Annotated in this window: 26 protein-coding genes and 1 tRNA gene; 10 read left to right on the top strand and 17 right to left on the bottom strand. The window is 60.9% G+C overall.

Going from position 1 to position 26,606, the window contains the following annotated elements; all coding sequences use genetic code 11:
* Positions 1–72: 72 nt before the first annotated feature.
* From IE123_RS10310 to rplU, 12 genes are all read right to left on the bottom strand, one after another.
* Entirely contained in the window at positions 73–546 is a 474-nt protein-coding gene (locus IE123_RS10310) for a sterol desaturase family protein (RefSeq protein WP_189517772.1), read from the bottom strand.
* Between the two features lie 19 nt (positions 547–565).
* On the bottom strand, positions 566–1,519 hold the full coding sequence (gene ispH, locus IE123_RS10305; RefSeq protein WP_189517770.1) for a 4-hydroxy-3-methylbut-2-enyl diphosphate reductase: 954 nt from the start codon (positions 1,517–1,519) through the stop codon (positions 566–568).
* Between the two features lie 97 nt (positions 1,520–1,616).
* The gene (locus IE123_RS10300; RefSeq protein WP_189517768.1) at positions 1,617–2,102 is read right to left on the bottom strand and encodes an FKBP-type peptidyl-prolyl cis-trans isomerase; all 486 of its coding nucleotides are present in this window, start codon (positions 2,100–2,102) and stop codon (positions 1,617–1,619) included.
* On the bottom strand, positions 2,092–2,619 hold the full coding sequence (gene lspA / locus IE123_RS10295) for a signal peptidase II (protein ID WP_189517766.1): 528 nt from the start codon (positions 2,617–2,619) through the stop codon (positions 2,092–2,094). Before lspA ends, IE123_RS10300 begins: the two co-directional genes overlap by 11 nt.
* On the bottom strand, positions 2,612–5,446 hold the full coding sequence (gene ileS / locus IE123_RS10290) for an isoleucine--tRNA ligase (protein ID WP_189517764.1): 2,835 nt from the start codon (positions 5,444–5,446) through the stop codon (positions 2,612–2,614). The genes lspA and ileS overlap by 8 nt, the downstream gene beginning before the upstream one ends.
* Before the next feature lie 17 nt (positions 5,447–5,463).
* Complete coding sequence (gene ribF, locus IE123_RS10285; protein WP_189517762.1) at positions 5,464–6,510, bottom strand: bifunctional riboflavin kinase/FAD synthetase; 1,047 nt, start codon at positions 6,508–6,510, stop codon at positions 5,464–5,466.
* A gap of 63 nt (positions 6,511–6,573) precedes the next feature.
* Entirely contained in the window at positions 6,574–8,139 is a 1,566-nt protein-coding gene (gene murJ, locus IE123_RS10280; RefSeq protein WP_189517760.1) for a murein biosynthesis integral membrane protein MurJ, read from the bottom strand.
* Positions 8,140–8,276: 137 nt separating this feature from the next.
* Complete coding sequence (rpsT, locus tag IE123_RS10275; RefSeq protein ID WP_115853679.1) at positions 8,277–8,543, bottom strand: 30S ribosomal protein S20; 267 nt, start codon at positions 8,541–8,543, stop codon at positions 8,277–8,279.
* A gap of 117 nt (positions 8,544–8,660) precedes the next feature.
* A complete protein-coding gene (gene proB, locus IE123_RS10270) occupies positions 8,661–9,809 on the bottom strand; it encodes a glutamate 5-kinase (RefSeq protein WP_189517758.1) in 1,149 nt (382 codons plus the stop codon).
* 36 nt (positions 9,810–9,845) lie between these two features.
* The gene (gene cgtA / locus IE123_RS10265) at positions 9,846–11,048 is read right to left on the bottom strand and encodes an Obg family GTPase CgtA (RefSeq protein ID WP_189517756.1); all 1,203 of its coding nucleotides are present in this window, start codon (positions 11,046–11,048) and stop codon (positions 9,846–9,848) included.
* A 200-nt stretch (positions 11,049–11,248) separates the two neighbouring features.
* Entirely contained in the window at positions 11,249–11,506 is a 258-nt protein-coding gene (gene rpmA / locus IE123_RS10260; protein ID WP_189517754.1) for a 50S ribosomal protein L27, read from the bottom strand.
* A gap of 32 nt (positions 11,507–11,538) precedes the next feature.
* Positions 11,539–11,847 (bottom strand): 50S ribosomal protein L21, encoded by a 309-nt coding sequence (gene rplU / locus IE123_RS10255; protein ID WP_086899766.1) that lies wholly within the window; start codon positions 11,845–11,847, stop codon positions 11,539–11,541.
* Between the two features lie 374 nt (positions 11,848–12,221).
* Between rplU and IE123_RS10250 the strand changes: the two genes are divergently transcribed.
* The 3 genes from IE123_RS10250 (at position 12,222) to IE123_RS10240 (ending at position 14,354) form a co-directional block, all read left to right on the top strand.
* A complete protein-coding gene (locus tag IE123_RS10250) occupies positions 12,222–13,160 on the top strand; it encodes a polyprenyl synthetase family protein (RefSeq protein WP_189517752.1) in 939 nt (312 codons plus the stop codon).
* Positions 13,161–13,223: 63 nt separating this feature from the next.
* Positions 13,224–13,300, top strand: a tRNA-Pro gene (locus IE123_RS10245).
* 175 nt (positions 13,301–13,475) lie between these two features.
* The gene (locus tag IE123_RS10240) at positions 13,476–14,354 is read left to right on the top strand and encodes an MBL fold metallo-hydrolase (protein WP_189517750.1); all 879 of its coding nucleotides are present in this window, start codon (positions 13,476–13,478) and stop codon (positions 14,352–14,354) included.
* 28 nt (positions 14,355–14,382) lie between these two features.
* Here the strand turns inward: IE123_RS10240 and IE123_RS10235 are convergent, their stop codons facing one another.
* Positions 14,383–14,907: a GAF domain-containing protein gene (locus IE123_RS10235; RefSeq protein WP_189517749.1), complete on the bottom strand. Its 525-nt coding sequence runs from the start codon at positions 14,905–14,907 to the stop codon at positions 14,383–14,385.
* Positions 14,908–15,025: 118 nt separating this feature from the next.
* Complete coding sequence (locus IE123_RS10230) at positions 15,026–15,904, bottom strand: D-amino-acid transaminase (protein ID WP_189517747.1); 879 nt, start codon at positions 15,902–15,904, stop codon at positions 15,026–15,028.
* 274 nt (positions 15,905–16,178) lie between these two features.
* Here IE123_RS10230 and trhO point away from each other — a divergent pair, with 274 nt between their 5' ends.
* On the top strand, positions 16,179–17,135 hold the full coding sequence (gene trhO / locus IE123_RS10225; protein WP_444542882.1) for an oxygen-dependent tRNA uridine(34) hydroxylase TrhO: 957 nt from the start codon (positions 16,179–16,181) through the stop codon (positions 17,133–17,135).
* A 54-nt stretch (positions 17,136–17,189) separates the two neighbouring features.
* On the opposite strand, the gene glnE is transcribed toward trhO, so the two are convergent.
* Positions 17,190–20,123 (bottom strand): bifunctional [glutamate--ammonia ligase]-adenylyl-L-tyrosine phosphorylase/[glutamate--ammonia-ligase] adenylyltransferase, encoded by a 2,934-nt coding sequence (gene glnE / locus IE123_RS10220; protein ID WP_189517745.1) that lies wholly within the window; start codon positions 20,121–20,123, stop codon positions 17,190–17,192.
* 138 nt (positions 20,124–20,261) lie between these two features.
* Here glnE and IE123_RS10215 point away from each other — a divergent pair, with 138 nt between their 5' ends.
* The 5 genes from IE123_RS10215 (at position 20,262) to cynS (ending at position 23,696) form a co-directional block, all read left to right on the top strand.
* The gene (locus IE123_RS10215; RefSeq protein ID WP_189517743.1) at positions 20,262–21,080 is read left to right on the top strand and encodes an amidohydrolase family protein; all 819 of its coding nucleotides are present in this window, start codon (positions 20,262–20,264) and stop codon (positions 21,078–21,080) included.
* A 56-nt stretch (positions 21,081–21,136) separates the two neighbouring features.
* A complete protein-coding gene (locus IE123_RS10210) occupies positions 21,137–22,216 on the top strand; it encodes an AbrB family transcriptional regulator (RefSeq protein ID WP_189517741.1) in 1,080 nt (359 codons plus the stop codon).
* Between the two features lie 95 nt (positions 22,217–22,311).
* Complete coding sequence (locus IE123_RS10205) at positions 22,312–22,710, top strand: NUDIX hydrolase (protein WP_189517739.1); 399 nt, start codon at positions 22,312–22,314, stop codon at positions 22,708–22,710.
* Between the two features lies 1 nt (position 22,711).
* A complete protein-coding gene (locus IE123_RS10200) occupies positions 22,712–23,176 on the top strand; it encodes a hypothetical protein (protein ID WP_189517738.1) in 465 nt (154 codons plus the stop codon).
* Between the two features lie 76 nt (positions 23,177–23,252).
* A complete protein-coding gene (cynS, locus tag IE123_RS10195) occupies positions 23,253–23,696 on the top strand; it encodes a cyanase (protein WP_189517736.1) in 444 nt (147 codons plus the stop codon).
* A gap of 43 nt (positions 23,697–23,739) precedes the next feature.
* On the opposite strand, the gene IE123_RS10190 is transcribed toward cynS, so the two are convergent.
* Positions 23,740–24,108 (bottom strand): diacylglycerol kinase, encoded by a 369-nt coding sequence (locus tag IE123_RS10190; protein WP_189517734.1) that lies wholly within the window; start codon positions 24,106–24,108, stop codon positions 23,740–23,742.
* A gap of 213 nt (positions 24,109–24,321) precedes the next feature.
* Here IE123_RS10190 and IE123_RS10185 point away from each other — a divergent pair, with 213 nt between their 5' ends.
* Positions 24,322–25,143, top strand: a complete 822-nt coding sequence (locus IE123_RS10185; RefSeq protein WP_189517732.1) for an MBL fold metallo-hydrolase — start codon at positions 24,322–24,324, stop codon at positions 25,141–25,143.
* Positions 25,144–25,156: 13 nt separating this feature from the next.
* On the opposite strand, the gene dacB is transcribed toward IE123_RS10185, so the two are convergent.
* A complete protein-coding gene (gene dacB, locus IE123_RS10180; RefSeq protein ID WP_229819708.1) occupies positions 25,157–26,566 on the bottom strand; it encodes a D-alanyl-D-alanine carboxypeptidase/D-alanyl-D-alanine endopeptidase in 1,410 nt (469 codons plus the stop codon).
* Positions 26,567–26,606 lie beyond the last annotated feature (40 nt).

Raw genomic sequence — 26,606 nt, 5'->3', positions numbered from 1 at the left:
CATGAAGTCGTCATAACTTGAGAAGACAGGCGCCTGCTGACGGGGTGCCTGAAGCAGGCAGAAGCAAGGAGATCAGGAACGGCGACGCTCGGCCAGATCACGCTTCAGACGGTTGATGGGTCTGGTGACCAGAAAGCCAAAGGAGACGGCGCCTTCCTTTGTTTCTACCGCGTGATGCATGCGATGGGCCTGAATACGCTTTTTCCAGAAACGCTGCTGGCGGTTGAACGGTACCGGGAAGCGCCGATGTACCAGTCCATCATGGAACATGAAATAGACCAGGCCGTAGGCAGCAATGCCAAGCCCCACCGCCAGCTCAAGGGGATGACCGTTAAGCCCTCGGTAAATCAGCACGACAGAAGGTATGGCAAAGAAGACCGCGAACAAATCATTAAGCTCGAAAAGCCCATGACGCTCACTGTGATGTGAGCGATGCCAGCACCACAGGAAGCCATGCATGATATAGCGATGCGTAAACCAGGCCATGAACTCCATGCCGGCAAACGCCAGCACAAACAACATCACCCAGAGCAGCAGATCTCCCATACAGGCCTCCCAATGGTCACTAGACGCTGACGATCACCTTCTCGCGCAGCTCTTTGGGCATGGAAAAGGTAATGGTTTCCTCACGTCCGGCAAGCTCTTCAGGCTCATGCCCCCCCAGTTCCTTGAGACGATCGATGACCCCTGCAACCAGCACTTCGGGTGCACTGGCACCGGCAGTCACGCCGACGATCTGACAGCCTTCAAACCACTGTGCCTGCATCGACTGCGCGTCATCAATCAACCAGGCCGGCGTGCCCATTCGCTCGGCCAACTCGGCAAGACGATTGGAGTTGGAACTGTTGGCACTGCCGACCACCAGCAGTACATCGCACTGCTCGGCCAGTTCACGCACGGCGTCCTGACGGTTTTGCGTGGCGTAGCAGATATCGTCCTTGCGCGGCCCCTGAATGGCCGGGAAGGTCGCGCGCAGCGCATCGATGACCTTTGAGGTGTCATCCATCGACAGCGTGGTCTGGGTCACAAAGGAGAGGTTTTCGGGATCCCTGACCTTTAGCGCACGCGCATCTGCCTCATCTTCCACAAGATAGATGGCACCGCCATAGCTCTCGTCATAACGCCCCATGGTCCCTTCGACTTCCGGATGTCCGGCGTGTCCGATCAGGATGCACTCACGTCCGCGTCTGGCGTAACGCAGTACTTCCATATGGACCTTGGTCACCAGCGGACAGGTTGCATCGAAGATACGCAGCCCACGACGCTCGGCTTCCTGCTGTACGGCCCGCGAGACACCATGTGCCGAAAAGATGACGATGTTGTCGTCGGGGATGGCATCGAGTTCTTCGACGAAGATGGCGCCGCGCTCGCGCAGCGTCTCGACCACATAGCGGTTGTGCACCACTTCATGGCGAACATAGATCGGCGCGCCGAAAACATCGAGCGCCCGGTTAACAATATCAATGGCGCGATCAACGCCTGCACAAAAACCACGTGGATTGGCCAGCCTGATCTGCATGGGCCACCTCGCTGTTGAATAATGGAGTCAGTGTCGCACATCGAAACCCTGATGAGCGAACGGTGACGGGGCCGGCTGGCCCCATCGTAAAATGCTGTCAGTGTGTAGTGGCAGGCGTAATCCCGATCACTTCGACCTCAAAGCTCAGCGTGCGCCCGGCCAGCGGATGGTTGAAATCCACCTCGACCTGGCGCTCATCCACCGACTTGATCACACCGGGTAGCTCACCGCCGCCGGTCGGATCGGCAAAGGACATGACCACGCCCTCTTCAAGTGCGTCCTGATCGTCGAAATCCGCCCGCTTGAGCAACTGGACATTCTGGGGGTTCCAGGGGCCAAAGGCATGTTCCGGCGCGACATCGCATACGCGCGTCTCACCCACCCGCATGCCCCTGATCGGCTTTTCAAAGCCGGGCGGCAGGTTGCCATCCCCAAAGACAAACTCGGCCTGACGCTTGCCGCGGGTCGTATCCACCTCGGTGCCATCTTCAAGACGCAGGGTGAAATGAATGGCGATCGTCATGTTGTCGTCGGCCACGAGACCTGCGTCATCGCTGCCATGACCCGAATGCTTATCCTTCATGATGGCGCTCCGTTGGTGACGTGTCGCTTTTCTCACGCTTGAACGAGCCAATAATGATGCCCACGGCACCCAGCGTGATGGCCGTATCGGCCAGATTAAAGGCCGGGTAATACCAGTCCTGCCAGTGAAAGGATAGAAAATCCACTACGTAACCGTGCACCAGACGGTCAAAAAGATTGCCGATAGCGCCGCCGATGATCAGCGTGATCGACACCTGATTGAGCCGGTCATGGCGATCAAGCCGGGCCAGCCAGATGCTGAGCGCGATAACGGCGCCCACGGCAATCAGGGCAAAGAACCAGCGCTGCCAGCCGGCATGCTCGGCCAGAAAACTGAAGGCCGCCCCGGTATTGTGCAAAAGCGTCAGATTGAAAAACGGCAGCACCTCAACGGGACGCCCATAGGCAAGCGCCATACTTGCCCAGGCCTTGGTGCCCAGATCCACCACGATGACGGCCAGCGACAGCCACCACCATCGCAGCGTATAACGCGCGTGCGCATATTGCCCCTTAGGCATAGTGGCGCACCTCACCGGGGCCATCCGGCAGATTGGCAATCGAGCGTGCCGACAGCGTCGGGTAGTCCGGATTGGCGCCCACGTCGGCACGGCGCTCCCAACTGCGCTCATCCTTGTCGTAAGGGCTCATGGCAACGGCTACCCTGAGTCCTTCGAGCTCACTGTGCGCAGACTCGGGCGCATCCGCCAGCGGCTTGAGGGTAGCCTCGGAAGTGATCAGGACAAAGCGCAGCTCTTCGCCCAGCTGTGAAAGCGTGCCCTGGAGCGCATCGCTGACATAGAGGGTGACTTCACTGTCCAGCGCGCCCTTGATGGCGCCCTCGTTGCGCGCCTCTTCCAGCCGCTTGTTTACGGCCTGCTTCACTTCCAGCACGGACTCCCAGAACCTGCGTCCCATGACGGCATCATCAGACAGCGTGGCGAGTCCGTCATACCAGGTTTCCAGCAGCACGCTATCGCCGCGCTCACCGGGGATATGCTCAAAGATCTCCTCGGCCGTGAAGGAGAGAATCGGTGCGATCCAGCGCGCCAGCGCTTCGATCACGTGATACAGTGCGCTCTGACAGCTGCGGCGTGCCAGTGAGTCGGGCTGGGTGGTGTACTGGCGATCCTTGATGATATCCAGATAGAAACCGCCCAGATCGCGGGCACAGAAATCATGTACCTGCTGATAGACGTCGCGGAACCGATACTCCTCATAGGCCTTTTGAATACGCGTCTGCAAAAGCGCAGCACGATCGATGACCCAGCGATCCAGCGCGATCATGTCCTCAAAGGCCACCATGTCACGTGCCGGATCAAAGCCGTTCAGGTTGCTCAGCAGAAAGCGCGAGGTATTGCGAATGCGGCGATAGACGTCGGCAGTACGCTTGAGGATCTCGTCAGACACTGCCATCTCGCCCGAATAGTCGGTCGAGGCCACCCACAGGCGCAGGATGTCGGCGCCCAGCTTGTCCATGACCTCCTGCGGGGCAACCACGTTACCCAGCGACTTCGACTGCTTGCGCCCCTGAGCATCCACCGTGAAGCCGTGGGTCAGAAGCTGTCGATACGGCGCGTGGCCGTCGATGGCCGCGCCGGTCAAAAGTGAGGAATGGAACCAGCCACGATGCTGATCCGAGCCTTCTAGATAGAGATCGGCACGCGGGCCGCTGTCATGTCCCTGCAGATGCGAGCCTCTGAGCACATGGCGATGAGTGGTGCCCGAGTCGAACCAGACATCCAGGGTATCCATCACCTTCTCGTAGTCGTCTGCTTCCGCCCCAAGCAGCGTGGCAGGATCAAGGCTGAACCAGGCATCGATCCCCTGCTCCTCCACGCGCTTGGCGACTTCTTCCATCAGCTCGACGGTCCGCGGATGCAGCTCGCCGGTCTGTTTGTGCAGGAAAAATGGAATCGGCACGCCCCAGTTACGCTGGCGCGAGATACACCAGTCCGGACGATTGACGATCATGCTGTGCAACCGCGCCTTGCCCCAGGCGGGTGTGAACTGTGTGGCCTCAACGCCGTCGAGTGCCCGCTCGCGAAGCGTTTTGCCATCCTTGCCCTGGATGTCCATCCCCACGAACCACTGCGCCGTGGCGCGATAGATCACCGGGGTCTTGTGACGCCAGCAGTGCATATAGCTATGGGTGATGGGCTTGTGGGCCATCAGCGCACCCGATTCCCGCAGCTTTTCGATAATGTGCGGATTGGCCTTCCAGATCATCTGGCCGCCAAAAAAGGGCAGATCATCGATGTAGACACCGTTCCCCTGCACCGGGTTGAGCATGTCATCAAAGCTCATGCCATGGGCACGACAGGTATTGAAGTCATCCACACCATAGGACGGCGCCGAGTGCACGATGCCGGTACTGCCGACCTCGGATTCGACGTAGTCGGCCAGATAGACCGGCGACAGGCGGTCATAAAAGGGATGACGGAAGTTGATCAGATCCAGCGCTGCGCCCGGGGCGGTCGCCACCACTTCGCCACTCAGCCCGAAGCGCTCAAGCGAGCTTTCAACGAGTTCTTCAGCCAGCAGCAGCAGACGCTCGCCGGTATCCACCAGTGCATAGGTGAAGTCCGGGTGAACGTTGAGTGCCTGGTTGGCAGGAATGGTCCAGGGTGTTGTGGTCCAGATGACTACCGCGGCAGGTTTTGCCAGCGACCCAAGACCGAAGGCCTCGGCCAGCTTGTCGGCGTCTTCTACCGGAAAGGCAACATCAATGGCATCGGACTGCTTGTCCTGATATTCCACTTCGGCCTCGGCCAGCGCCGAGCCACAGTCAAAACACCAGTTGACCGGCTTGAGCCCCTTGAAGACAAACCCCGCCTCGACCATATCGGCCAGGGCCCGGATCTCACCGGCTTCGTTGGCGTAATCCATGGTGCGATAAGGGTGTTCCCAGTCGCCGATCACGCCCAGACGAACGAAATCGGCCAGCTGGGTCTCGACCTGGGCACCGGCATACTCGCGGCACAGTGCACGGGCCTTCTGGGGCTCCAGATGCTTGCCATGGGTGGTTTCCACCCGATGCTCGATGGGAAGACCATGGCAGTCCCAGCCCGGCACATAGGGTGCATCAAAGCCTGCCAGATTCTTCGACTTGACGATGATGTCCTTGAGAATCTTGTTGAGCGCATGACCAATATGGATGCTGCCGTTGGCATAGGGAGGGCCATCGTGCAGCACGAACAGAGGGGCACCGGCGCGCGCCTCACGCAGGCGCTGGTAGAGATTCATGTCCTGCCACTGAGATACCCGACCCGGCTCCTGCTTGGGCAGCATGCCACGCATGGGGAAATCGGTATGGGGCAGATTCAACGTATGCTTGTAGTCGCTCATAACCTGATGGTCAGCCGTCACTGTTCATGTTTGCTGCGTTCCTCCGCCAGTGGCGCCGAGGCCATGGGATAGCGGCAGGAAGGCAATGATGCATCCACATCTGCCTGGCCGGGCAAGGCCCCCGAGGCATCAAGCGGGTGCTGCTGGAAATAGTCGCGCGCCTGGTCGATATCCAGATGAATACGGCGCTTGAGTTCATCGATGGAGGCAAAGGTTTCTTCACCGCGCAACCGGGCACACGGCATGACAATCAGGCGCTGCCCGTAAAGCGATTCATCAAGATCAAACAGATGAACCTCCAGTACCGGACGATGTGCGCCTACCGTGGGTCGCCAGCCGATATTGAGAACACCGGGTACCTCCCGCCCATCCTCGAGCCGGGTCATGGCCGCCATGACCCCGCGCAGCACCAGCGGGCCCGGCAACAGTGGCAGATTGGCCGTGGGCACACCGATGGTGCGTCCGAGCTGACGATCCTTCACCACCCGTCCTTCCAGGCTGAAGGGGCGACCCAGCAGCCGCGCGGCCTGTCCGAAGTTGCCCGAGGCCAGCAAAGTGCGAATCCGGGTGCTGGAGACTCGCTCACCGTCAATCTGGAAGGTGCGCGTGTGTTCCACCGAAAAGCCGGCCTGTTCACCTACCGTTTTGAGCAGATCAAAGTCACCGGCGCGGTCACAGCCAAAACGAAAGTCGTCCCCCACGACCAGGTGGCGAACACCCAGGCCCTGGATCAGTACGCGATCAATGAACTCGCGCGCCGAGAGCTCACGCAACCGGCGATTGAACGGCAGACACAGCACCCGGTCGGCACCATGGTGGCCCAGCAGACGCACCTTGTCGCTTAATCGTGTCAGGCGGGGCGGAGCCTGATCACCGGCAAAATACTCGCGTGGCTGAGGCTCAAACACCACGACCACGGCCGGCAGGTCATGTGCCCGGGCATGCGCCTTCAACTGATCCAGAATGGCCTGATGACCACAGTGGACCCCATCAAAGTTGCCGATGGTGACGACGCTGCCCCGGTGCCGGGGGCGTAGATTATGTAAACCTCTGATCAGTTCCATGCCCACTGCTGCCCGCCGCGAAAACCTCCGATTATAGCGCTGTCCACCGCCAACTGACAGGCATCAGCCGCGCAGTTTGAAATGGCGCACGCGCACCCCTGCAAGCCCCAGCCAGCCAAAATAGACGACCATGGCCGCAACGATCAGTCCCAGCAGTACGGCAAGACGCCGCTCGACTCCCCAGGAAAGCCACTGCTGCCAGTCGGGGGTGAACCACCAGAGCCCACCCGCGAGCAGTACACAGCCGACCAGAAGCTGTCCGGCCAGTCGGCCCCAGCCAGGCTGAAAGCGCAGCACGTCACGCCTTAAAAGACCGCGTCCCAGCAGCAGCGCATTGAGCCAGGCCGACATGGCCGTGGCCAGTGCCAGCCCTGCATGGGCCAGCGGCCACATCAGGATCAGGTTGAAGGCCATGTTGGCGATCATCGCGATGATGCCGATCCTGACCGGCGTTTTGGTATCCTGCCGCGCGTAATAGCCGGGTGCCAGTACCTTGATCAGCATGAAGGCCACCAGCCCGATGGCATAGGCGCGAAGGCTTTGCGAGGCCATCACGATATCGTGATCGGTCATCGCCCCGTAGTGAAACAGCGTGATCAGAAGCGGCTCGGCCAGCACGATCAGCGCCAGCGCTGCCGGCAGCCCGATCAACAGTACGGCGCGAATGCCCCAGTCGATCATGCGCGCAAACCGGTGAGGATCGTCACTGGCATGCTGACGTGACAGGGCCGGCAGAATCACGGTACCGATCGCGATGCCAAACACACCCAGCGGTAGCTCCACCAGCCGGTCGGAGTAATAAAGCCAGGACACGCTGCCGCCCACCAGCACGGAGGCCAGTACGGTATCGAGCAGCAGGTTGATCTGTGACACCGACACCCCGAACATGGCCGGCCCCATCAGCCGCAAAATACGGCGCACCCCGGTGTGGCGAAAATTGGGGCGCAGGCGTGGCAAAAGCCCAAGCCGCATCAGAAACGGAATCTGGAAAAGCAACTGTGCAATACCGGCGATCAATACACCCCAGGCCAGCGCCATGACCGGCACGTCCAGCAGCGGCGCCAGCCATAGCGCCGCCCCGATCATCGACAGATTCAAAAGCACCGGCGTAAAGGCCGGCACGGCAAAGCGGCCATAGCTGTTAAGCACGCTGCCTGAAAACGCGGTCAGTGAAATCAACAGCAGATAGGGAAAGGTCAGGCGCAGCATTTCCGCCGTCAGTGCCAGCTTGCCGTGACCGTCATCATGGAAACCGGGCGCAAACACCCATACCAGCCACGGCGAACAGAGCACGGCCAGTACTGTCACACCCAGCAGTACCACGGCCAGCGTGCCGGCCGTGGCATCCAGAAGCTCTTTCACCTCCTTGCGCTCACGCTGGGAGGCGTATTCCGACAACACCGGCACGAAGGCCTGGTTAAAGGCGCCCTCTGCAAACAGACGACGCAAGAAATTGGGAATCCTGAAGGCAATAAAGAAGGCATCGGCGCCGCTGCCTGCGCCAAAAAACGTCGCCACGACCACATCGCGCACCAGCCCCAGTACACGTGACAACATCGTCATAATGCTCACAACAATGCCCGAACGCAGCAATCCGGCGCCCTTTGCCCTGCTCACTTCAGCACTCATGAGGTGATGTCTCCTGCCCTGAAAAGGCCACATGATGAACGGCGCCCACTATCGGCACACTGCCCGAATACGCAAAAAACCGGCCGAAGCCGGTTTTTTGCAGGTACTGCTGTCTACAACAGGACATCGCCCTGTTATCAGGCAGCCAGTGCCTTGATACGCGCGTTCAGACGGCTCTTGGTACGAGCAGCACGATTCTTGTCATAGGCATGCTTGTCAGCGATGCGATCGATCACACGCTGGGCAACACGGAACTCGGCCATGGCGGCGCTATGGTCACCAGTGTTGATTGCCTTGATGACACGCTTGATGTGCGTGCGCACCATGGAACGCTGGCTGGCATTTTTCTGGCGGCGGCGCTCGGCCTGGACGGCGCGCTTGCGAGCCTGACGGGTATTGGCCATCGTCTACTCCCTGGAGTGTTGACGTTGATGAATTTTGATAAAAGCGCCTCTTGAGCGGGCACCTTCACAGAAGAGGCGGCATTCTAGCAGTGCCCCTCAAGCAATACCAGCCCGGAATCAGGGACCGTGCAGGATCACCATGTTGTCACGATGAATCAACTCGGGCGCTTCGATATAGCCCAGATGCGCGACAATGTCGTGGGTCGGCACGCCCAGAATCCGTCCCGTATCCTGAGCATCGTAATTGGCCAGCCCCTTGGCGACCGGCTCGCCATCGCCATCCACACACAGCACCATATCGCCGCGGCGAAAGTTGCCCTCCACTGCCGTCACACCGACCGGCAGCAGGCTTGAGCCACGCTGACACACCCGCGCCACGGCGCCCTGATCCAGCGTCAGTGTGCCGCGCACCTGCAGCTGCCCGGCCAGCCAGCGCTTGCGCGCCGTGATCGGCGCATGCTCGGGTACCAGCAGCGTGCCGACATCCTCACCATCCAGCAGGCGTGACAGCACCCGCGGCTGTCGGCCGCTGGCGATCAGCGTCAGCGCACCGGAACGCGCAGCCAGGCGGGCCGCACGAATCTTGGTCGCCATACCGCCCCGGCCCAGCTTGCCGCCATCACCGGCCACCGCCACCCATCGAGGGTCATCTGCCTTGCCCTCGCTGATCAACTGCGCATCGGCATTCTTGCGGGGATCGGCATTATAAAGGCCTTCCTGATCGGTCAGGATGATCAGCGCATCGGCTTCCAGCAGATTGACGACCAGCGCACCCAGGGTGTCATTGTCGCCAAAACGGATCTCGTCGGTCACGACCGTGTCGTTTTCATTGACGATGGGCACCACACCCAGCGCGATCAGGGTGCGAAGGGCAGAGCGGGCATTGAGATAGCGCTTGCGGTTGGAAAGATCATCGTGGGTCAGCAGAATTTGCGCCGTGCGAATATCAAAGCGGGCAAAGTGATCCTCGTAGCTGCGCACCAGTCCGGTCTGGCCTACGGCCGCTGCGGCCTGCAGGTCATGAAGTGCACTCGGGCGCACCTGCCAGCCCAGCCTGACCATACCCTCGGCCACAGCGCCGGATGAGACCAGCACCACTTCAACACCACGTCGATGCAGCTCGGCGAGCTGATCCACCCAGGCGCCGATGGCCGCCTCATCCAGCCCACGCCCGTCGTTGGTCAAAAGCGCACTGCCAATCTTGACCACCACGCGACGCAGTCGTGTCATCTGACTGCGGCTATCTGCTACTGCCTGCTCCGTCATCGCGTTCTCCAGATCCGGTATCATGCCCGGCAGGACTCAGGGCTGATATTCCACTTCGACATCGAAATCATCATCGTCGAAGTCATCGTCATCATTGTTGTCTTCGTCGCGACGCTTGCGCCCGGCCATGAAGGCCATACGCGCCTCGGTGCGTGCCACGGCTTCAGCCTCCATACGCTCGCGAATGGCGCGCGTGCGTGCCGCAAAGCCTTCATCTTCCTGTTCAAGCCGGCGCTGCTCGAGGAGCCAGCGATGCACGGCCTGGACAAGTTCATCCGTCCCCTGCCCGGCAATGGCAGAAATCCGAAAGATCGGGCCATCCCAGTTCAGACGCTCGATGATGCGCTCAAGCATCGCTTCGCGCGTGTCATCGTCGACCAGGTCACACTTGTTGAGCACCAGCCAACGCGGGCTTTCCGCCAGCGTCGGAGAGTACTGCTCAAGTTCGTGAATGATCTTTTCGGCAGAATCGACCGGATCGCTTTCATCAAAGGGCGCCACATCAATGACATGCAGCAGAAGACGTGTGCGGGTCAGATGCTTGAGAAAGCGAAGACCCAGTCCTGCCCCGTCGGCAGCACCTTCGATCAGCCCGGGCACATCAGCCATGACGAAGTGCTCATGAAGCCCTAACTTGACCACACCCAGGTTGGGCACCAGCGTCGTGAACGGGTAGTCCGCCACCTTGGGCCGCGCCGCCGACACGGAGCGGATCAGCGTCGACTTGCCCGCATTGGGCATGCCCAGCAGACCGACGTCGGCCATCAGCTTGAGCTCAAGGCGCAGGTCACGGCGCTCGCCCTCGCCCGCCGGTACGTTCTGACGCGGCGTGCGATTGGTCGAGGACTTGAAGTGCACATTGCCCAGTCCTCGGCGCCCACCCTGGGCGACCTTGAGTTCCTGGCCCACGGCCGTGATATCACCGATCACCTCAAGGGTTTCCACATCGATCACGGTGGTGCCGACCGGCACCTGCACGATCAGATCCTCGCCCTTTCGGCCATTCATCTGGCTGCCGCGACCGGGCTGCCCGTTGGGCGCCTTGTGAAAGCGCTGAAACTTGAAATCGATCAGGGTATTGAGCGATTCATCGCCTACCAGAATGACGCTGCCGCCATGGCCGCCATCGCCGCCATCCGGCCCCCCACGAGGGACGAACTTTTCACGACGAAAGCTGACACAGCCGCTGCCACCGTTACCCGCCTCCACTGTGATCGAGGCCTCATCGACGAACTGCATGCCACTACTCCCGGCGACGAATCGCCCTGTCTACAAAAACGATGATCGAAAAATAAAGAACTGCCATTTGAACATGTCACGACGCCTACCATACTACGCCGCGGTCACAAGAGCAGTCCGAAGGCCCGCCTGATGGATCACGGGCCAACATGATAAAAAAAAGCCCCGCCTGAGCGGGGCTTTTCGAGCATTCAGCGGTCTCAGGCAGAGACGATGCTGACATGCTTGCGCTTGTTGGGGCCCTTGGTTTCGAACTTCACATGACCATCGCGAAGTGCGAAAAGGGTGTAGTCACGGCCAACGCCGACGCCTTCGCCTGCATGGAACCTGGTGCCACGCTGACGAACGATGATGCTGCCGGCAGAGGCTTCCTGACCACCGAAGAGCTTGACGCCAAGACGCTTGGACTGTGAATCGCGACCGTTACGCGTACTACCTGCGGCCTTCTTGTGAGCCATGAGTATGACCTCCTGAAAAAGCGGAAAAATGCTTACGCAGTAATCCCGGTGATTTTGACTTCAGTGTACCACTGACGGTGGCCCTGACGCTTCATGCTGTGCTTGCGGCGACGGAACTTGAGGATATGAACCTTCTCGCCGCGGCCGTGAGAGACGACCTCTGCCTTGACAACAGCGCCCGATACCAGCGGTGCACCGATCTTGACGTCGTCACCGCCGACCATCAGCACCTGGTCGAAATCGATGCTGTCACCAGTGGCCACATCCAGCTTCTCCAGCTTGATGCGCTGGCCTTCCTGGACGCGATACTGCTTGCCGCCGCTCTTGATTACTGCGTACATGGAATTCTCCAATTGACTCATCCGGTTGGCTGCTTCATCGACCTGTGGCAAGTGGCCCGGAACCCGCATTCAACAAGGAGGTCGAGCCATCTTACAGGGAGCACGATGAGTTAAGGGCGCGAATTATAACCGCCCGTGCAGGGCAACTCAAGGCCCGGCATGATGCATCTTGACGCCCATGAAGGGGTTACCTAGCATACCCGGCATCCATGTCGCGTCGACGCCCAAAGGGCCTTCGAGAAGACTGCCCGGCAAACCCAAGCCCCCTGTTGTCCTGCTGGCCCGGGCACCTGCCTGCAGGGAATAGAAGCCCGAGGTTCATTGTGAACAGCCAAGTCGTTTCCCCCAGTGTCTCCAGGACCCATGAACCTGTCATGGAAGACTTTGCAGCTGTTGACCGCACCATCCGCGCACAGCTTGCCTCACATGTTCCCCTGATCGAAACGATCGGCAACTACATCATTGAAAGCGGTGGCAAACGCGTGCGACCGCTGCTGGCCCTTCTATCGGCCAGAGCGCTGGGTTATGAAGGCCATCAGCACATTACGCTGGCCGCCCTGATCGAGTTCATGCACACCTCGACGCTGTTGCATGATGATGTAGTGGATGAATCCCATCTGCGCCGCGGCCGTGCCACGGCCAACGATACCTGGGGCAACGCGCCGTCGGTGCTGGTCGGTGATTTTCTCTACTCGCGCTCCTTTGAGATGATGGTCGAGGTCGGCTCCATGCCAATCATGGCCATCCTCTCCAATGCCACCTCCATCATCGCTGAAGGCGAAGTGCTCCAGCTAACCAATATCGGCAACGCCGACATTGATGAAGGCGCCTACTTCGACACCATTCAGGGCAAGACGGCCATGCTGTTCGAGGCCGCCTCCCATACCGGCGCCGTGGTGGCCGGCGGCAGCGAGGCACAGATCGAGGCGCTCAAGCTTTATGGCCGCTATCTCGGTCTGGCCTTTCAGCTCATTGACGATCTGCTGGATTACCAGGGCGATGCCAGCGAAATGGGCAAGAACGTGGGCGATGATCTGGCCGAAGGCAAGCCAACCCTGCCCCTGATTCGCGCCATGGTCGTGGGCAGCCCGGCGCAGGCCAACGTGGTCCGGCGCGCCATCAGCGAAGGCGGGCTTTCCTACCTCGATGAAGTCCTGGCTATCGTGCGCGACACCGGCGCGCTGGAGTACACCCGTCAGCGCGCGCATGAAATGGTGGATCGTGCCCTCGAGCAGCTGGCACTACTGCCACCGTCGCCCTATCGGGAAAGTCTCGAGCTGCTGGTGCGTCAGGCCGTGGACCGTCACGCCTGAAGGGGCTTGCATTACCTGAAACAGGCAGTATAATGCGCACCGTCATGACGAACACATGACACTCGGAATATAGCTCAGCTTGGTAGAGCGCTGCCTTCGGGAGGCAGAGGTCGTAGGTTCGAATCCTGCTATTCCGACCAGATATTCAAAGCGCCTGTCGTTAACCACGACAGGCGCTTTTTTCATGCCCCGAACAAAATCACGTCTGGCAGTGTCCATACGACACACCTGCACACCCGGGCCACGGCTTCACCGGCTGACGCATATGTCATGACTGACTATGCTTGGCCCCATCGATTTTGTTTTGGAGACCCCATGAGCCATAGCCTTCTTCCCGATCAGCAGCCGGTCAATGTTCATCATCTACGTGTCGGCGATATCGTGGTCACTACGCTGATGGATGCCTGGATGCAAGGGTCACTGGAACTGATCCAGCACATCGATGCCTCGCGTGCCGAAACGCTTCAGACACAGAGCCTGCGTCCCAACCCGCCCCGCATTACGCTCAATGCCTATCTCTTGCAGATCGGTGATCAACGCGTGCTGGTCGACAGTGGCTATGGCGCGCTGGCCGGTGATGAGGGCGCCCGCATGACGCAGGGGCTGGCTGATATTGGCGTGCTGCCCGAGGCGATCGATGCTGTATTGATCACGCATCTGCATCCGGACCATATTGGCGGTCTGATCACATCAGACGATCAGCCGGCATTTTCCAATGCCCGCATTCTGGTACCGGGCGAGGAGCTGGATTTCTGGCAGCAGCAGGCACCGGAGAATGCCTCCGACATGTTTGCACAGCAGTTTGACGCGGCCCACCGCGTGCTTGAGATCAACCGTGACCGCATTGAGCGCATCGACAATGACCAGGTCATGGAAGGCGTGACCCGTGTCGCGCTGCCGGGCCACACGCCGGGGCACAGCGGCTATCTGATTGAATCCGCTGGCGAGCGGCTGCTGCTGTGGGGCGACATCGTGCATCTGCCGCAGATTCAGCTGCCCGAACCGGAGGCCGGCGTATTGTTTGATGTTGACGGTGAAGAGGCCGTTGCCACGCGCAAGAAGATTCTCGAACACGTCACCCGCGAGAAACTCATGGTGGCCGGCCACCATCTGGACTTCCCGGGTATCGGCCACATCGTGGAAGACACGAGCGGCTATCGCTTTTTGCCTCACGTCTGGTCACCCGTGGTCTAGGGCCTGATGATCAGACAGGGTCGGGGCCTCAGGGCCCCGACATGCCACTCTCCGTCCCGACATCCGGGTTGGCACCGGACAGCGATCGCCCGACGTGAGTTGCGAAATCGATCAACTCTCGCCGGTCGCTATAGCTCATGTGCCGTGGCTTTCGATCAATAATACACACGGCGCCCAACGGCTGGCGCTGAGGTGAGTAGATCACGGCCCCGGCATAAAAGCGCAGTCCCGCCTCCCCGGCCACCAGCGGGTTATCCTTGAAACGCTCATCCTTTCTGGCATCCTCGATGACCAGCATATCGGGCTCTTCCAGGGCATGGCTGCAAAAGGCAATATCCCGGGACGCTTCCTCAATGCCCAGCCCGACTTCCGATTTGAACCAGACGCGCTCATCATCGACCAGCGAAATCATCGAAATCGGCACGTCAAAATCCTGCGCCAGAAACCGTGTGATCACATCAAAGCGCTCTTCACGCGGCGTATCCAGCACCTCCAGGCGTCTGAGGGCGGCCAGACGCCGTTGTTCCTGCTCCCGCTTCTTTCGTCCAGGCACGTTGAAATTCCTCCGCGCCAGCCCGCATGGGGTTATAGCGCCATGTTGCGACAAGACAGCCAACCAATTGCGCGAGATATCGGCACGACAGAACGCAACTGAATCCCCTGCGAAAGAATCAAGCGCCTTGTTCAGCCTCGGATGACGAGACCGAAAGACCCGCCTCGATATAAAGCCTGCGCAGCGCTTTGGCAATATCACCGGGGGTGCCGTCCCCGACACTGCGCTGATCGATCGATATCACCGGATAGACCAGCGACGTGGCCGATGTCACGAAGGCCTCCCGGGCGTTCTGCGCCTCCTTGATGGTAAAGCCGCGCTCCTCGACCTTCATGTCATGCTGCCGGGCAAGCTGCATGACGGCGCGACGCGTAATGCCGTGCAATAGCGACCGGGAAAGCTCGCGGGTAATCAGCGTATTGTCATGATCAACGATCCAGGCATTACTGGAAGAGGCCTCCGTCACCAGCCCCGATTCCACCAGCCAGGCATCATCGGCACCACGCTTTTTGGCCTCCATCTTGGCCATGGAGGGATACAGCAACTGCACGGTCTTGATGTCGCGCCTTCCCCAGCGCATGTCCGGCAGGGAAATGACCCTGAGCCCCCGCTCGGCCAGCGGGCTGTCAATGATGGCCTTTTGCTGGGTAAACGCCACCAGCGTCACCGGCGTGCTCGCATCGGGGTAGGCGAAGTCACGATCGGCCACGCCACGCGTCACCTGCAGATAGACCAGGCCTTCCTGCAGGTCGTTTTTCTCGATGAGCTGGCGATGGATGTCACGCAGGGCATTATCGTTGAGCGTGAGATGCATGTTCAGCTCATTGAGCGAGCGATGCAGCCGCGCCACGTGCCCCTCGAAATCCATCAGTCTGCCATTGAGGACGGCCGTCACCTCATAGATGCCATCGGCAAACAGAAAGCCACGGTCAAATACCGAGATGCTGGCTTCACTTTCCGGCACATACTGGCCGTTGACGTAGACTGTTCGAGACATGAACCCTTCCGCTGTACGTTGTCCTGCGCCATGAGGTCGCAGATATTGCATTGTTGTCAGGTCATTGCCACGACCCGGTCGTCCTGATCATATCAGTGCTGTCAGGGCGCTGCGCGACAAGAGACGGGCCCCTGCCCTTCTCGCCTGCCATGCCCGTGACAGGGACGACAGGTGCAACCGGCGGGGCGGATGCGTAAAATACGCGCCGCGGCCCACAAGGGCCCATGACACCCCCCGGTCCGCCCCTTGCGAGGGCGACTGCCAGGAGAGCAACATGACCATGCGTGACAACCATCCCGACGGCCCTATTGTAGTGGCCGCACTCTACAAGTTTGTTTCCCTGCCCGATTATGAGGCCCTTCGCGAACCGCTGCTTGACGCCATGCGTAACAACGACGTCAAGGGCACGCTGCTGCTGGCCGAGGAAGGCATCAACGGCACCGTTTCCGGTACGCGTGACGCCATTGACGCCCTGCTGGGCTGGCTCAGGAGCGATCCGCGTCTGGCCGACCTTGAGCACAAGGAATCCCGCGCGCAGGAGCAGCCGTTTTACCGTACCAAGGTCAAGCTAAAGCGCGAGATCGTGACGCTGGGCGTAGAAGGCATCGACCCCAATCGCCGCGTGGGTACCTACGTCGAGCCCGAACAGTGGAACGATCTGATCAGTGACCCGGACGTGCTGCTGATCGATACGCGCAACGACTATGAAGTTGAAATCGGGACCTTCGAAGGCGCCATTGACCCCAGAACCCGCTCGTTCCGCGAGTTTCCCGAGTACGTGAAGGCGCATTACGATCCCGCAAAACACAAGAAGGTCGCCATGTTCTGCACCGGTGGCATTCGCTGTGAGAAGGCCTCCAGCTACATGCTGGAACAGGGGTTTGAAGAGGTGTACCACCTCAAGGGCGGCATTTTGAAATACCTGGAAACGGTGCCCGAGCAGGAATCCCGCTGGCGCGGTGACTGCTTCGTCTTTGATAACCGGGTGACCGTGCGCCACGACCTGAGCGAAGGCGAGTTTGATCAGTGCCACGCCTGCCGTCGGCCGATCTCCGTTGAGGACCAGCGCTCACCCTACTACGAGCCGGGCATCAGCTGCCCGCACTGCTGGGACAACCTGCCCGAGAAAACCCGTGCCGGTGCCCGGGAGCGCCAGCGTCAGATCGAACTGGCAAAGGCGCGGGGAGAAGCCCATCCCATCGGGCGCAATCCGCGCGAGCACGCCGAGTAATCTCATCTGCGCCGCCTCCGTGGCGGCGCAGATTCCCCGTGGCGTGTCATTCCATCACGGGGTTTGCGCGCTCGAGTCGTTTTCGGTCGGAGTGAGATAGCGCTGCCAGAGCGCACTGACGGCCTCGCGATGCTCGGCGAATCCGGCCTCCGGTACCAGTGAGCCGGCGCGCGTCAGGGCCCCGCGGTGGCTGGCGTCACGATAGGCAAGCCAGGCCTTCCTGAGCTTTTCGGCGCCCTCAAAGGGCAGATGACCACAGGACTCCAGCGTCTCCAGAATGCGAATGTTGTCGGTGTAGGTCAAAAGCGCCTTCTCCCTGTGCGCCATGGCCAGCACTGCAAACTGGTTCATGAACTCGATATCCACCATGCCACCCGGATCCTGCTTGAGATGGAACCAGCCGGCGGCCCGCGACTGCTGGCTGCTGCCCAGGTGCTGGCGCATCTTTTCGCGCATGGCCACCACTTCACGCTTGAGCGTTTCCACATCCGACTCACTGGAGAGCGTATCGCGTCGAATTTCTTCAAAGCGCTGGGCCAGTGCCGGACTTCCGGCCACGGCACGGGCACGCACCAGCGCCTGATGCTCCCACACCCAGGCCTCGCGGCGCTGATAGTCGGCAAAGGCCTCAAGAGACGACACCAGAAGTCCCGAGTTGCCTGACGGACGCAGACGCATATCCACGTCATAGAGCACGCCGGCCGGCGTCGTGGTCGTCAGCATGTGAATGATGCGCTGGCCCATGCGCGCATAGAACACCGGGTTATCAAGGCTGCGCGGCCCATTGGTACTGCCGCGCGGATCGGCATCGTGCAAAAATACCAGATCCAGATCAGAGCCGTAGCCCAGCTCGATGCCGCCGAGCTTGCCATAGCCCACCACCAGAAAATCGATGTCCTCGGCCCCTGCATGACTGCCATCGCGGCGGCGAGGATAACCATAGCGTGCCGTCAGCCCCTGCCAGGCCAGCTGTACGACGGCCTCCAGCACGACCTCGGCAATCATTGTCAGATGATCGCTGACCACCATCAACGGCCGGGCGCCGGCGATATCGGCCGCTGCCACATTGAGCACCCGGGCATGACGAAAAAGCCGCAGCGCCTCGAGCTGACTCTCCTCATCATTGGGTGGCAGGCGCGACAGGGTCTGACGCAGCTCGTCCTCAAGTTCGCTGCGCTCGGGCGGCGTATAGAGATTGCGCGGGTCCAGCAGCTCATCGAGCAGCACCGGATAGCGTGCCAGCTGCTCCCCGATCCAGGCACTGGCACTGCACAGGCGTACAAACTGTGCCAGCGCATCAGGGTTTTCCTTTAAAAGCGACAGATAGGCCGTACGACGCAGCACCGACTCCACCAGCGCCAGCACCCGCTCAAGGGTGATATCCGGCGTCTCGGTGGTCGCCACGTTGGACAGCAGCACCGGCATCAGCGCCTCGAGACGCTCGAAGCCGATACGCTGCATACCGGTCACGGCGCGCCCATGGCGCAGCTTGAGCAGACGCTCTCGCGCCCGGGGCGGGTCGAGAAAGCCGGATTCGGACAGGAGTGCGATCGCGGCCTCGTCGTCAAAGGCCTCCTGCCAGAGCGCCCGCCACTCCTCCAGCGCACCGGCCTCGATCAGCTCATGATCCTCCTCTTCCGGCGGGGCAATGACCTCATCAAAACGCTCACGCACCCGGCCACGCACTTCCTCAAGATAGGCCACCAGCCCTTCCCAGCGCTCATAGCCCATGGCGAAGGCAATTCGGGCACGCGGCAGCTCATCCTCGGGCAATGACTGGGTCTGGCGATCCTCCAGCCCCTGCAGGGCGTGTTCCAGATCGCGCAGAAAGACATAGTCAGCCTGCAGGGCGCGCACGTCATGGCGTGACATGATTTCAAGACGTTCAAGCTCGGCCAGCGCCCGCTTGAGTGAGGGCGTTTGCAGCTCGGTCACCCGTCCACCGCGAATCAGCTGAAACGCCTGGACGACAAACTCCACTTCACGAATGCCGCCGGCGCCCAGCTTGATATCGTCCTCGCGGCCGCGGCGCCTGACCTCACGGTTGATCAGCGACTTCATTTCACGAAGCGATTCGATCGCGCCGAAGTCGATATACTTGCGATAGACAAAGGGCCTTAATTCGCCCAGAAGGCGCTGACCCGCCTCGATATCGCCGGCCACCGGCCGTGCCTTGAGCATGGCGTAGCGCTCCCACTCCCGGCCCTGGCTCTGGTAGTAGGACAGCAGGCTGGCGAAACTGCCGGTCAATGGCCCGCCCTCACCCAGCGGGCGCAGGCGCATGTCCACGCGAAAGACAAAGCCGTCTGCCGTGATGGCATCGAGTGCTGCGATAACCTTCTGGCCCAGGCGGGTAAAGTACTCCTGATGCTCGAGCGTCCGTTCCCCGCCCCGGGTCTTGCCCTTTTCGGGATAGGCAAAGATCAGATCGATATCGGAGGAGAGATTGAGCTCGCCGGCACCCAGCTTGCCCATGCCGAGGATCACCATGCGCTGAGGGCGGCCGTCACTGTCCGGCGAAGGGTCACCATAGCGTGCGGCCAGCGCCTTTTCGTGCCAGCGCAGCGCCGCTTCCAGACAGACCTCGGCCAGTCGCGACACGGCCGCCGCGATCGCCCAGGCATCGGCGTAATCGTTACGATCACGCCAGATGATCGCCACCATGCGCTCACGTCGAAAATGGCGCAGTATCCGCTGCAGATCTGCCTCGGTCGCCGCCTTTTGCAGGGCACTATCCAGCCAGCCTTCCAGTGTCTCCCGGCTCGGGGCGGCCACCAGCTCCTCATGTGCCAACAGACGATCGAGCATGACGCCATCATGAGAGAGGGTCCGGGCCACGAAATCACTGGCCGTGATGGTCGTGACCAGCTCACGCAGGCGTTCTTCGCCCAGACGTGCCAGCAGCGCGTCATCCAGCGTCTCAATGGTGCGACGTGCCTGGGCCTGCAGGGCTTCAGGCAGGCCTGTCAGGGCGGCTTGCAGTGACATGGAAAGGCCTCTCGTTGATCCGTTGTCTGTCAGCATAACGAAGATTGCAGTTCGAGCCATCACCCCGCATGCTTGTCATTGCCTGCCCGGGGCACAAAACGTGCTGCCGCGTTATCGCTGGATGTTCAAGGAGTTGCCATGGCCGAGGTTATCCCCTTCAACGGACACTACCGACACGATCATCGTGAGCCGCATGGCTGCTTTGATGCGCACCTGCATATCATTGATCCCCGCTTTGCCCTGATCGACAACCAGGGGTATCGTCCGGGACCCTTCACTGTCGAGGATTATCAGAAGGCCACCCGCGGGCTGGACATCCGTGGCGGCGCGATTGTCTCCGGCTCCTTTCAGGGCACGGATCAGGACTATCTGCTGGCCGCCCTTGCAGAAATGGGCGGCGATTTCGTGGGCGTGACCCAGCTGCCTGACGAGGTCAGTGATGAGCGCCTGCTCGAGCTTGACGAGGCCGGTGTCCGGGCCATCCGGTTCAACCTCAGACGTGGCGGCCGCCAGGACATCGGCGCCATGGTCCGCCAGGCCCGACGCGTTTTCGACATGGTCGGCTGGCACTGCGAGATCTACGCCGATGCCCAGGATCTTGCCCCGCACCTGACACTGCTGCGTGCATTGCCATCGATGGTCATCGATCATCTGGGGCTGTCGCACGAGGGCCTGCCGACCCTGCTGGCGCTGGTGGAAGCGGGGGCTCACGTCAAGGCATCAGGCTTCGGGCGCGTATCGCTTGATGTACCGGCCACGCTTGCCGCCATTGCCGATATCAATCCGCACGCCCTGATCTTTGGTACCGACCTGCCAGGGACGCGCTCTCCCCGCCCCTTCAGGGAAGGCGATATCGAGCTTTTGCACAACACCCTGGGGGATGCGCATGCCATGCTGGCGCTGCATGACAATGCCGTTGCCCTTTACCGACCGCGCGGCAGTGACAGTGTGGCCTGACACCGTATCATCGCGATCCCGCCCATTTTTCTGACTGCTGCCGGAGCCTGACGACCTTGCTTGCCGATCGCCTGCCTGCCTCTTCCCTTCTTCGCTGGGTGCTGCTGTTGAGTGCCTGCGCCCTGGCAAGCCTTTTACTGCAGCTTGTACACATGCCCGCCGGCGCGTTGATCGGCCCCATGGCGGTCTCGGTGGTCTTTGGCGTCATGATCGGCGGGTTGAAACTGCCGCGCGTGCTGTTCAAGTCAGGTCAGGGGGTGATCGGGCTTTTGATCGCCCAGGCGATGACACTGTCGGTGCTTTCCACCATCGCCGAGAGCTGGCCGGCCATGATGCTGGCCACCGTGGTCACGCTGGTATTGAGTACCGTGGTCGGCATCCTGCTGGTGCGCTATGGCGGCCTGCCCGGCACGACAGCAGCCTGGGGCACCACGCCGGGCGCGGCGGCGGCAATGGTCGCCATGTCGGAGCAGGCCAACGCTGATCCCAGAATCGTTGCCACCATGCAGTATGTGCGCGTGATCTGCGTGATCATGGCAGGTGCGCTGGTCAGCCATTTTCTGGGCGTCTCGGGGGGATCCCATGCCCCCTCCCATGGCATGACGTGGGACCTCCACGGCCTGGTGTCACTCGCGGTCTCGATCGCGCTGATCATCGTGGGCATTCTCGTCTGTGATCGCCTGCTGCCGGCCGGCGCGCTGCTGGGGCCGATGCTGCTGGGCACCGTGGTCCAGGTCTCCGGTGTCATCGACATTCAGCTGCCACTACCGCTGCTGGAAGCCGCCTATGCCTGCATCGGTATCTACGTGGGCCTGCGCTTTGACCGTCAGACCATTCGCAACGTCATGCACGCCTTCAAATGGATGCTGCTGGCCTCTCTGATGCTGATCGGTTTCTGCGCGCTCTCGGCGCTGATGCTGGTGCCCCTGATGCACAGTGATTTTCTGACGCTTTATCTGGCCACCAGCCCGGGCGGGCTGGACTCGATGACCATCATCGCACTCGATACTCATGCTGATGTCGCAATCGTGGCGGCCCTGCAGGCGCTACGGCTTTTTACCGTGGTACTCATCGGCCCCTCGATGGCGCGTTTTATTGCCCGCTTTGCACGGGAGCCGTCCGGTCATCCGGGCTGAGTGTTCTATCCTCAGCATCAGGTGGCCCTGCATGTCAGGTGGCCCTGCATGACCGGCGCAAGCCACCTCCCTTCCATCGATATCGGAGCCCTTTCATGACCGCAACACATATTGTGGCCGGCTGCCTGCTGGACACTGCCCGCCGGCTTTTGGTGGTCAAGCTCGCGCATCAACCCTTTTTTACCCTGCCGGGCGGTGCGCCATCCGCGCAGCACGCAGAGACGCCGCTGGCGACCCTGTCACGCTGCTGCAAGCCCTGTCTGGGGCAGGTGCTCGAGAATGAAACATGCATTATGCTGGGGCGCTTTCGCAGTGAGGAAGGTGAATCGCGAATTGATGCCGACGTCTTTGTGATCGAGGATTTTGACGGGGATGCCACCCCTGGCGGCGAGGTCGAGACACTGCAATGGATGACGCTTGACGACAACACGCTGGCCCTGTCGCCGCTGCTCGGAGATAACGTGCTGCCGGCCCTGCGCAAACGGTTTGGCTGACATGAACGATATCAATTTACCGGAAACAACCGAACGGCGTACGCCGCGTCGTCACGTGGGGCTGGCCCTGCTCAGCGCCCGTAACGAAGTTCTGCTGATACGCCGGGCGCAGCAGGTCCGCTATAACCTGCCCGCCGCCACCATCGACCGGGACGCCGACGATGACGCATTAACGAGCGCCGTGACAGGGCTTTGCACGACCCTGCTGGCCGAGGGCGCGCCGAAACCGGACAGCGCCTGGCTGGGTCGCTTTGCCGCGCCTGACGAGAACGGCCGGCTCGACATGCTGGAGGTCTATCTGGCTCGTCTGGGCGAGGCCCGATTGCGTCCTGACGTCGATTTCGAGCGCGCCTGGGCACCGCTTTTATCGCCGCCTCCCGAGAACATGATTGACCCGGCCATCGAGCTTCAGGTCATGCCGGCACTGGCGTTGCTGATCAAGCCCGAAACGCAGGCAGCACGCTGATCCCGTGCTGGCCCTGACGCGCACACGATGTTATAGCTGACACGTGACTTCCAATAACCTACAAGAGCGTCATGTCATGGATAAACCTGAAATGCACCACACCCTGATGGCCGCCCGGGCGCGTCAGAAGATGAGCTGGGACGATCTGGGCCACGCCGTGGACCGCTCACCGGTCTGGGTGGCATCTGTCTGTTACGGCATGAACAGTGCCCCGCCGGACATCGCTCAAAAAATCGCAACGGCCCTGGGCCTTGAAGATGACGCACTCATCGAAGCACTAAAAGCCTGCCCGACCAAGACCTGGGATGGCGCCATTCCGCAGGATCCGTTGATCTATCGCCTTTACGAGGTGGTGGGCGTCTACGGGCCGACGCTCAAGGATGTCATTCAGGAAAAATTTGGTGACGGGATCATGAGTGCCATCGACTTTTCGATGGATGTTGAGCGTGTGGAAGACCCGAAGGGCGATCGGGTCAAAATCACCATGAACGGCAAATTCCTGCCCTACAAGAGCTGGTAGCTGCCGGCGCCTGACTCAGGCCGCGTCAATAGCCCTGGCGCGGTCAGACCAGTCGCACGACCAGCAGGCTGCCCCAGACCAGAAAGGCAAACAGCACGCAGAGAAAGACGGCGGCCGAGCCCAGGTCCTTGGCACGTCCGGAGAGCTCGTGATGCTCAACGCCAATGCGATCCACCACGGTTTCCACGGCGGAATTGAGCAGCTCCACTGCCATGACCAGCACCGCACTGCCCATCAACAAGAGCCATTCGATCAGCGACTGTCCCAGCCAGAACGTGGCCGGCAGCAACAGTACGGTCACGATCAGCTCCTGTCGGAAGGCGGCCTCATTGGTCCAGGCGGCCGTCAGTCCTTTCCAGGAGTAGCGCGTGGAATGAAATAGCCGCCTGATGCCGGTATGCGCGGGTTTCATGCAGAGGTTTCCTGTCCATGGATCACAGGTGTTGCAGGCAACCTGCCATCTTTAAGGGGAGCGTGCATCCTACCAAAGCAGCGCCCCGGGGGGCCACGACCAACGCCGGCCGCAGCCTCAAAAAGATCCCCCTTAAAATCTTTCCAATGTTATGGCGCAGATGCCCCCTGACCTACCAGGCTGTTGGCAAGCCTACCAAAGGGAGCCATCACCATGGCCGACAACCCCCTGCATGACAAACATCTTCCGCTGACATCCATCAAAAGTGGCAAGGGATACGAAGTGCTGCCGGAGGTGTACTGCTATCCGGTTCAGATCGTGAATGTGTATTTTGTGGGCCTGCCCTCGCAGGGAGAGTGGGTGCTCGTGGATGCCGGCATGCCACGCTGCGAAGATGACATCATTCGTGAAGCGGCCGATCGATTTGGTGAGGGCGTGGCACCACGCGCCATCATCCTGACGCATGGACACTTTGACCATGTCGGTGCCGTCGTGGAGCTGGCGCAGCACTGGGATGTGCCCGTGTATGCCCACCCCCTGGAGCTGCCCTATCTGACCGGTCAGGCGCATTACCCCCCGCCCGACAAGCAGGCCGGCGGTGGCATCATTCCCTCAATGTCAGGGCTTTTCCCCACGCAGCCGATTGATCTTGGCCACCATGTGCATCCCCTGCCGGAGGATGGCCAGGTGCCTTCGCTCCCTGACTGGCGCTGGCTGCACACGCCGGGTCACGCCCCGGGGCACGTCTCGCTTTTTCGTGACGAGGATCGCGCCCTGCTGGCCGGCGACGCCTTCGTCACCGTCAAACAGGAATCGCTTTATCAGGTGCTCACCCAGCACCGTGAGATCAGTGGGCCACCGCGCTATTTCACGCCCGACTGGGCAGCAGCACGCCGTTCGGTGGAGATACTGGCCGAACTGGCACCCAGCGTGGCCATGACCGGCCATGGCCTGACCATGTCAGGAGAGTCATTGCGGGACGGACTGCGCCGCCTGCTCAACAACTTTGAAGAAAGGGCAATGCCCGACCATTAGGCCGGGCATCGTGTCAGTGGCCTGCGATCATGGCATCGACATCGCTGGCGACCGCCTCCAGGGTGGTCGTCCAGTTGATATAGGGCGTGGGTGCCCGACCGTTGACCATGACCGTGAAGGCCCCCCAGCGACCCGACAGCGTGCGGAAATAGCCTGCCACGGCACGTACCGGCACCGGCTCGTTGAGCGTGCCGGTCTTGATCATGACATTTTGTTGAAAGCGCTGACTGCCACGACGGATGAAGTTCATCGGCCCATTGACCGGTGTCTGCATGCCCGCCACAAATACCGGAAAAAGCGCCGATTGATGGTACATATCGTCAAGCAATGCCGTGACACCGCTGGCGCTGGTATGACTTTCCGGTGTCAGGCCGCTGCCGGAGCGCAGACTGACAGGGCCATGACCAGGAATACTGGTGGCAAAGGCATCGAGTGCGGCACCCGCGCTTTGCATGCTGGGCGCGCCGCTCACCAGGTTCAACGCCAGTACATCCGCCATGAAGTTATTGGAATAGTTGAGCATGCGAAGCAGCTGCTCCTGTAACGGCTTGCCCTCAACCGCTGAAAGCACCTGCGTCGTACTGCCAGGGCGTGTCGAGGTAGTAGCGTATCCCTGGGTGACGGCAATGCCGGCATTCTCCATCAGCGAGGCCAGTGTCTTGAGCGTCTGCACTGCCGGATCGGCGCTGGAGCGATATACATTGCTGGGCGCACTGCCAAGACGAACCTGGCCGGAAACCACCATGGTGTCTTCACCGTTGGCCGTGGTGCGCTCGGCACTGATACCGGTCTCTGCCTGAGCCACGGTAATCACACGATTATCCACCCGGGTCAGTGGTGTAGGCCCGGTACAGCTGGTCACCCGGGCCGGCACGCCTTCGGCATCGCCCGGCATCACGCGCGCGCACCAGGTAGCAAAATCCACCGCCGTGGAAGTGAGCTGGGCATCAAAGGCATGGCGGGTACGCATGCGGGCATTGCATCGGTCCGTGGTCACACAGGGGACCGGACCGAAGCGCCACTGACTGGCCAGCACGCGACCATCGATACGACGGATGCCGCGCTGTGCCAGGCCCTGTACCAGAAGCCAGTAATCCTCGCTGGTCATGCCCGGGTCGCCGCCACCATCCAGGATCAAATCACCCTTGAGCACGCCATCCACAATGGCACCGTCACTGCGAAGCTCGGTGGTAAAGCGCTTTTGTGGTCCCCACTGCTTCAATGCTGCCGCTGCCGTATAAAGCTTTGATACCGATGCCGGGGTCATCTGCTGATCAGGCGCGATGCTGCCCAGTGACTCGCCGCTATCCAGAAGACGCGCCTGAGCGCCTACCAAAAACCCCTTGTCGACCAGCGCCCTTGTGGCGGGAAAGCCATCGGCCCGGGCACTGGCGGCCAGAGCCGTTGCGAGCACCAGCAGCATCAAGGGAGAAAAAAGGCGTAAGACAATCGAGCGGCATGAC

Origin of the sequence: Kushneria pakistanensis (assembly GCF_014652795.1) — a bacterium.
In the GTDB taxonomy this organism is placed as follows: Bacteria; Pseudomonadota; Gammaproteobacteria; order Pseudomonadales; family Halomonadaceae; genus Kushneria; species Kushneria pakistanensis.
Note: the sequence above shows the minus strand (reverse complement) of the source record. Positions and strands in the feature narration are given on the sequence as shown.

Excerpts from the sequence above, each read along its gene's own strand:
- IE123_RS10310 (WP_189517772.1), bottom strand. The coding sequence starts at position 546 with ATGGGAGATCTGCTGCTCTGGGTGATGTTGTTTGTGCTGGCGTTTGCC.
- ispH (WP_189517770.1), bottom strand. The coding sequence starts at position 1,519 with ATGCAGATCAGGCTGGCCAATCCACGTGGTTTTTGTGCAGGCGTTGAT.
- IE123_RS10300 (WP_189517768.1), bottom strand. The coding sequence starts at position 2,102 with ATGAAGGATAAGCATTCGGGTCATGGCAGCGATGACGCAGGTCTCGTG.
- lspA (WP_189517766.1), bottom strand. The coding sequence starts at position 2,619 with ATGCCTAAGGGGCAATATGCGCACGCGCGTTATACGCTGCGATGGTGG.
- ileS (WP_189517764.1), bottom strand. The coding sequence starts at position 5,446 with ATGAGCGACTACAAGCATACGTTGAATCTGCCCCATACCGATTTCCCC.
- ribF (WP_189517762.1), bottom strand. The coding sequence starts at position 6,510 with ATGGAACTGATCAGAGGTTTACATAATCTACGCCCCCGGCACCGGGGC.
- murJ (WP_189517760.1), bottom strand. The coding sequence starts at position 8,139 with ATGAGTGCTGAAGTGAGCAGGGCAAAGGGCGCCGGATTGCTGCGTTCG.
- rpsT (WP_115853679.1), bottom strand. The coding sequence starts at position 8,543 with ATGGCCAATACCCGTCAGGCTCGCAAGCGCGCCGTCCAGGCCGAGCGC.
- proB (WP_189517758.1), bottom strand. The coding sequence starts at position 9,809 with ATGACGGAGCAGGCAGTAGCAGATAGCCGCAGTCAGATGACACGACTG.
- cgtA (WP_189517756.1), bottom strand. The coding sequence starts at position 11,048 with ATGCAGTTCGTCGATGAGGCCTCGATCACAGTGGAGGCGGGTAACGGT.
- rpmA (WP_189517754.1), bottom strand. The coding sequence starts at position 11,506 with ATGGCTCACAAGAAGGCCGCAGGTAGTACGCGTAACGGTCGCGATTCA.
- rplU (WP_086899766.1), bottom strand. The coding sequence starts at position 11,847 with ATGTACGCAGTAATCAAGAGCGGCGGCAAGCAGTATCGCGTCCAGGAA.
- IE123_RS10250 (WP_189517752.1), top strand. The coding sequence starts at position 12,222 with ATGGAAGACTTTGCAGCTGTTGACCGCACCATCCGCGCACAGCTTGCC.
- IE123_RS10240 (WP_189517750.1), top strand. The coding sequence starts at position 13,476 with ATGAGCCATAGCCTTCTTCCCGATCAGCAGCCGGTCAATGTTCATCAT.
- IE123_RS10230 (WP_189517747.1), bottom strand. The coding sequence starts at position 15,904 with ATGTCTCGAACAGTCTACGTCAACGGCCAGTATGTGCCGGAAAGTGAA.
- trhO (WP_444542882.1), top strand. The coding sequence starts at position 16,179 with ATGACCATGCGTGACAACCATCCCGACGGCCCTATTGTAGTGGCCGCA.
- glnE (WP_189517745.1), bottom strand. The coding sequence starts at position 20,123 with ATGTCACTGCAAGCCGCCCTGACAGGCCTGCCTGAAGCCCTGCAGGCC.
- IE123_RS10215 (WP_189517743.1), top strand. The coding sequence starts at position 20,262 with ATGGCCGAGGTTATCCCCTTCAACGGACACTACCGACACGATCATCGT.
- IE123_RS10205 (WP_189517739.1), top strand. The coding sequence starts at position 22,312 with ATGACCGCAACACATATTGTGGCCGGCTGCCTGCTGGACACTGCCCGC.
- IE123_RS10200 (WP_189517738.1), top strand. The coding sequence starts at position 22,712 with ATGAACGATATCAATTTACCGGAAACAACCGAACGGCGTACGCCGCGT.
- cynS (WP_189517736.1), top strand. The coding sequence starts at position 23,253 with ATGGATAAACCTGAAATGCACCACACCCTGATGGCCGCCCGGGCGCGT.
- IE123_RS10190 (WP_189517734.1), bottom strand. The coding sequence starts at position 24,108 with ATGAAACCCGCGCATACCGGCATCAGGCGGCTATTTCATTCCACGCGC.
- IE123_RS10185 (WP_189517732.1), top strand. The coding sequence starts at position 24,322 with ATGGCCGACAACCCCCTGCATGACAAACATCTTCCGCTGACATCCATC.
- dacB (WP_229819708.1), bottom strand. The coding sequence starts at position 26,566 with ATGCTGCTGGTGCTCGCAACGGCTCTGGCCGCCAGTGCCCGGGCCGAT.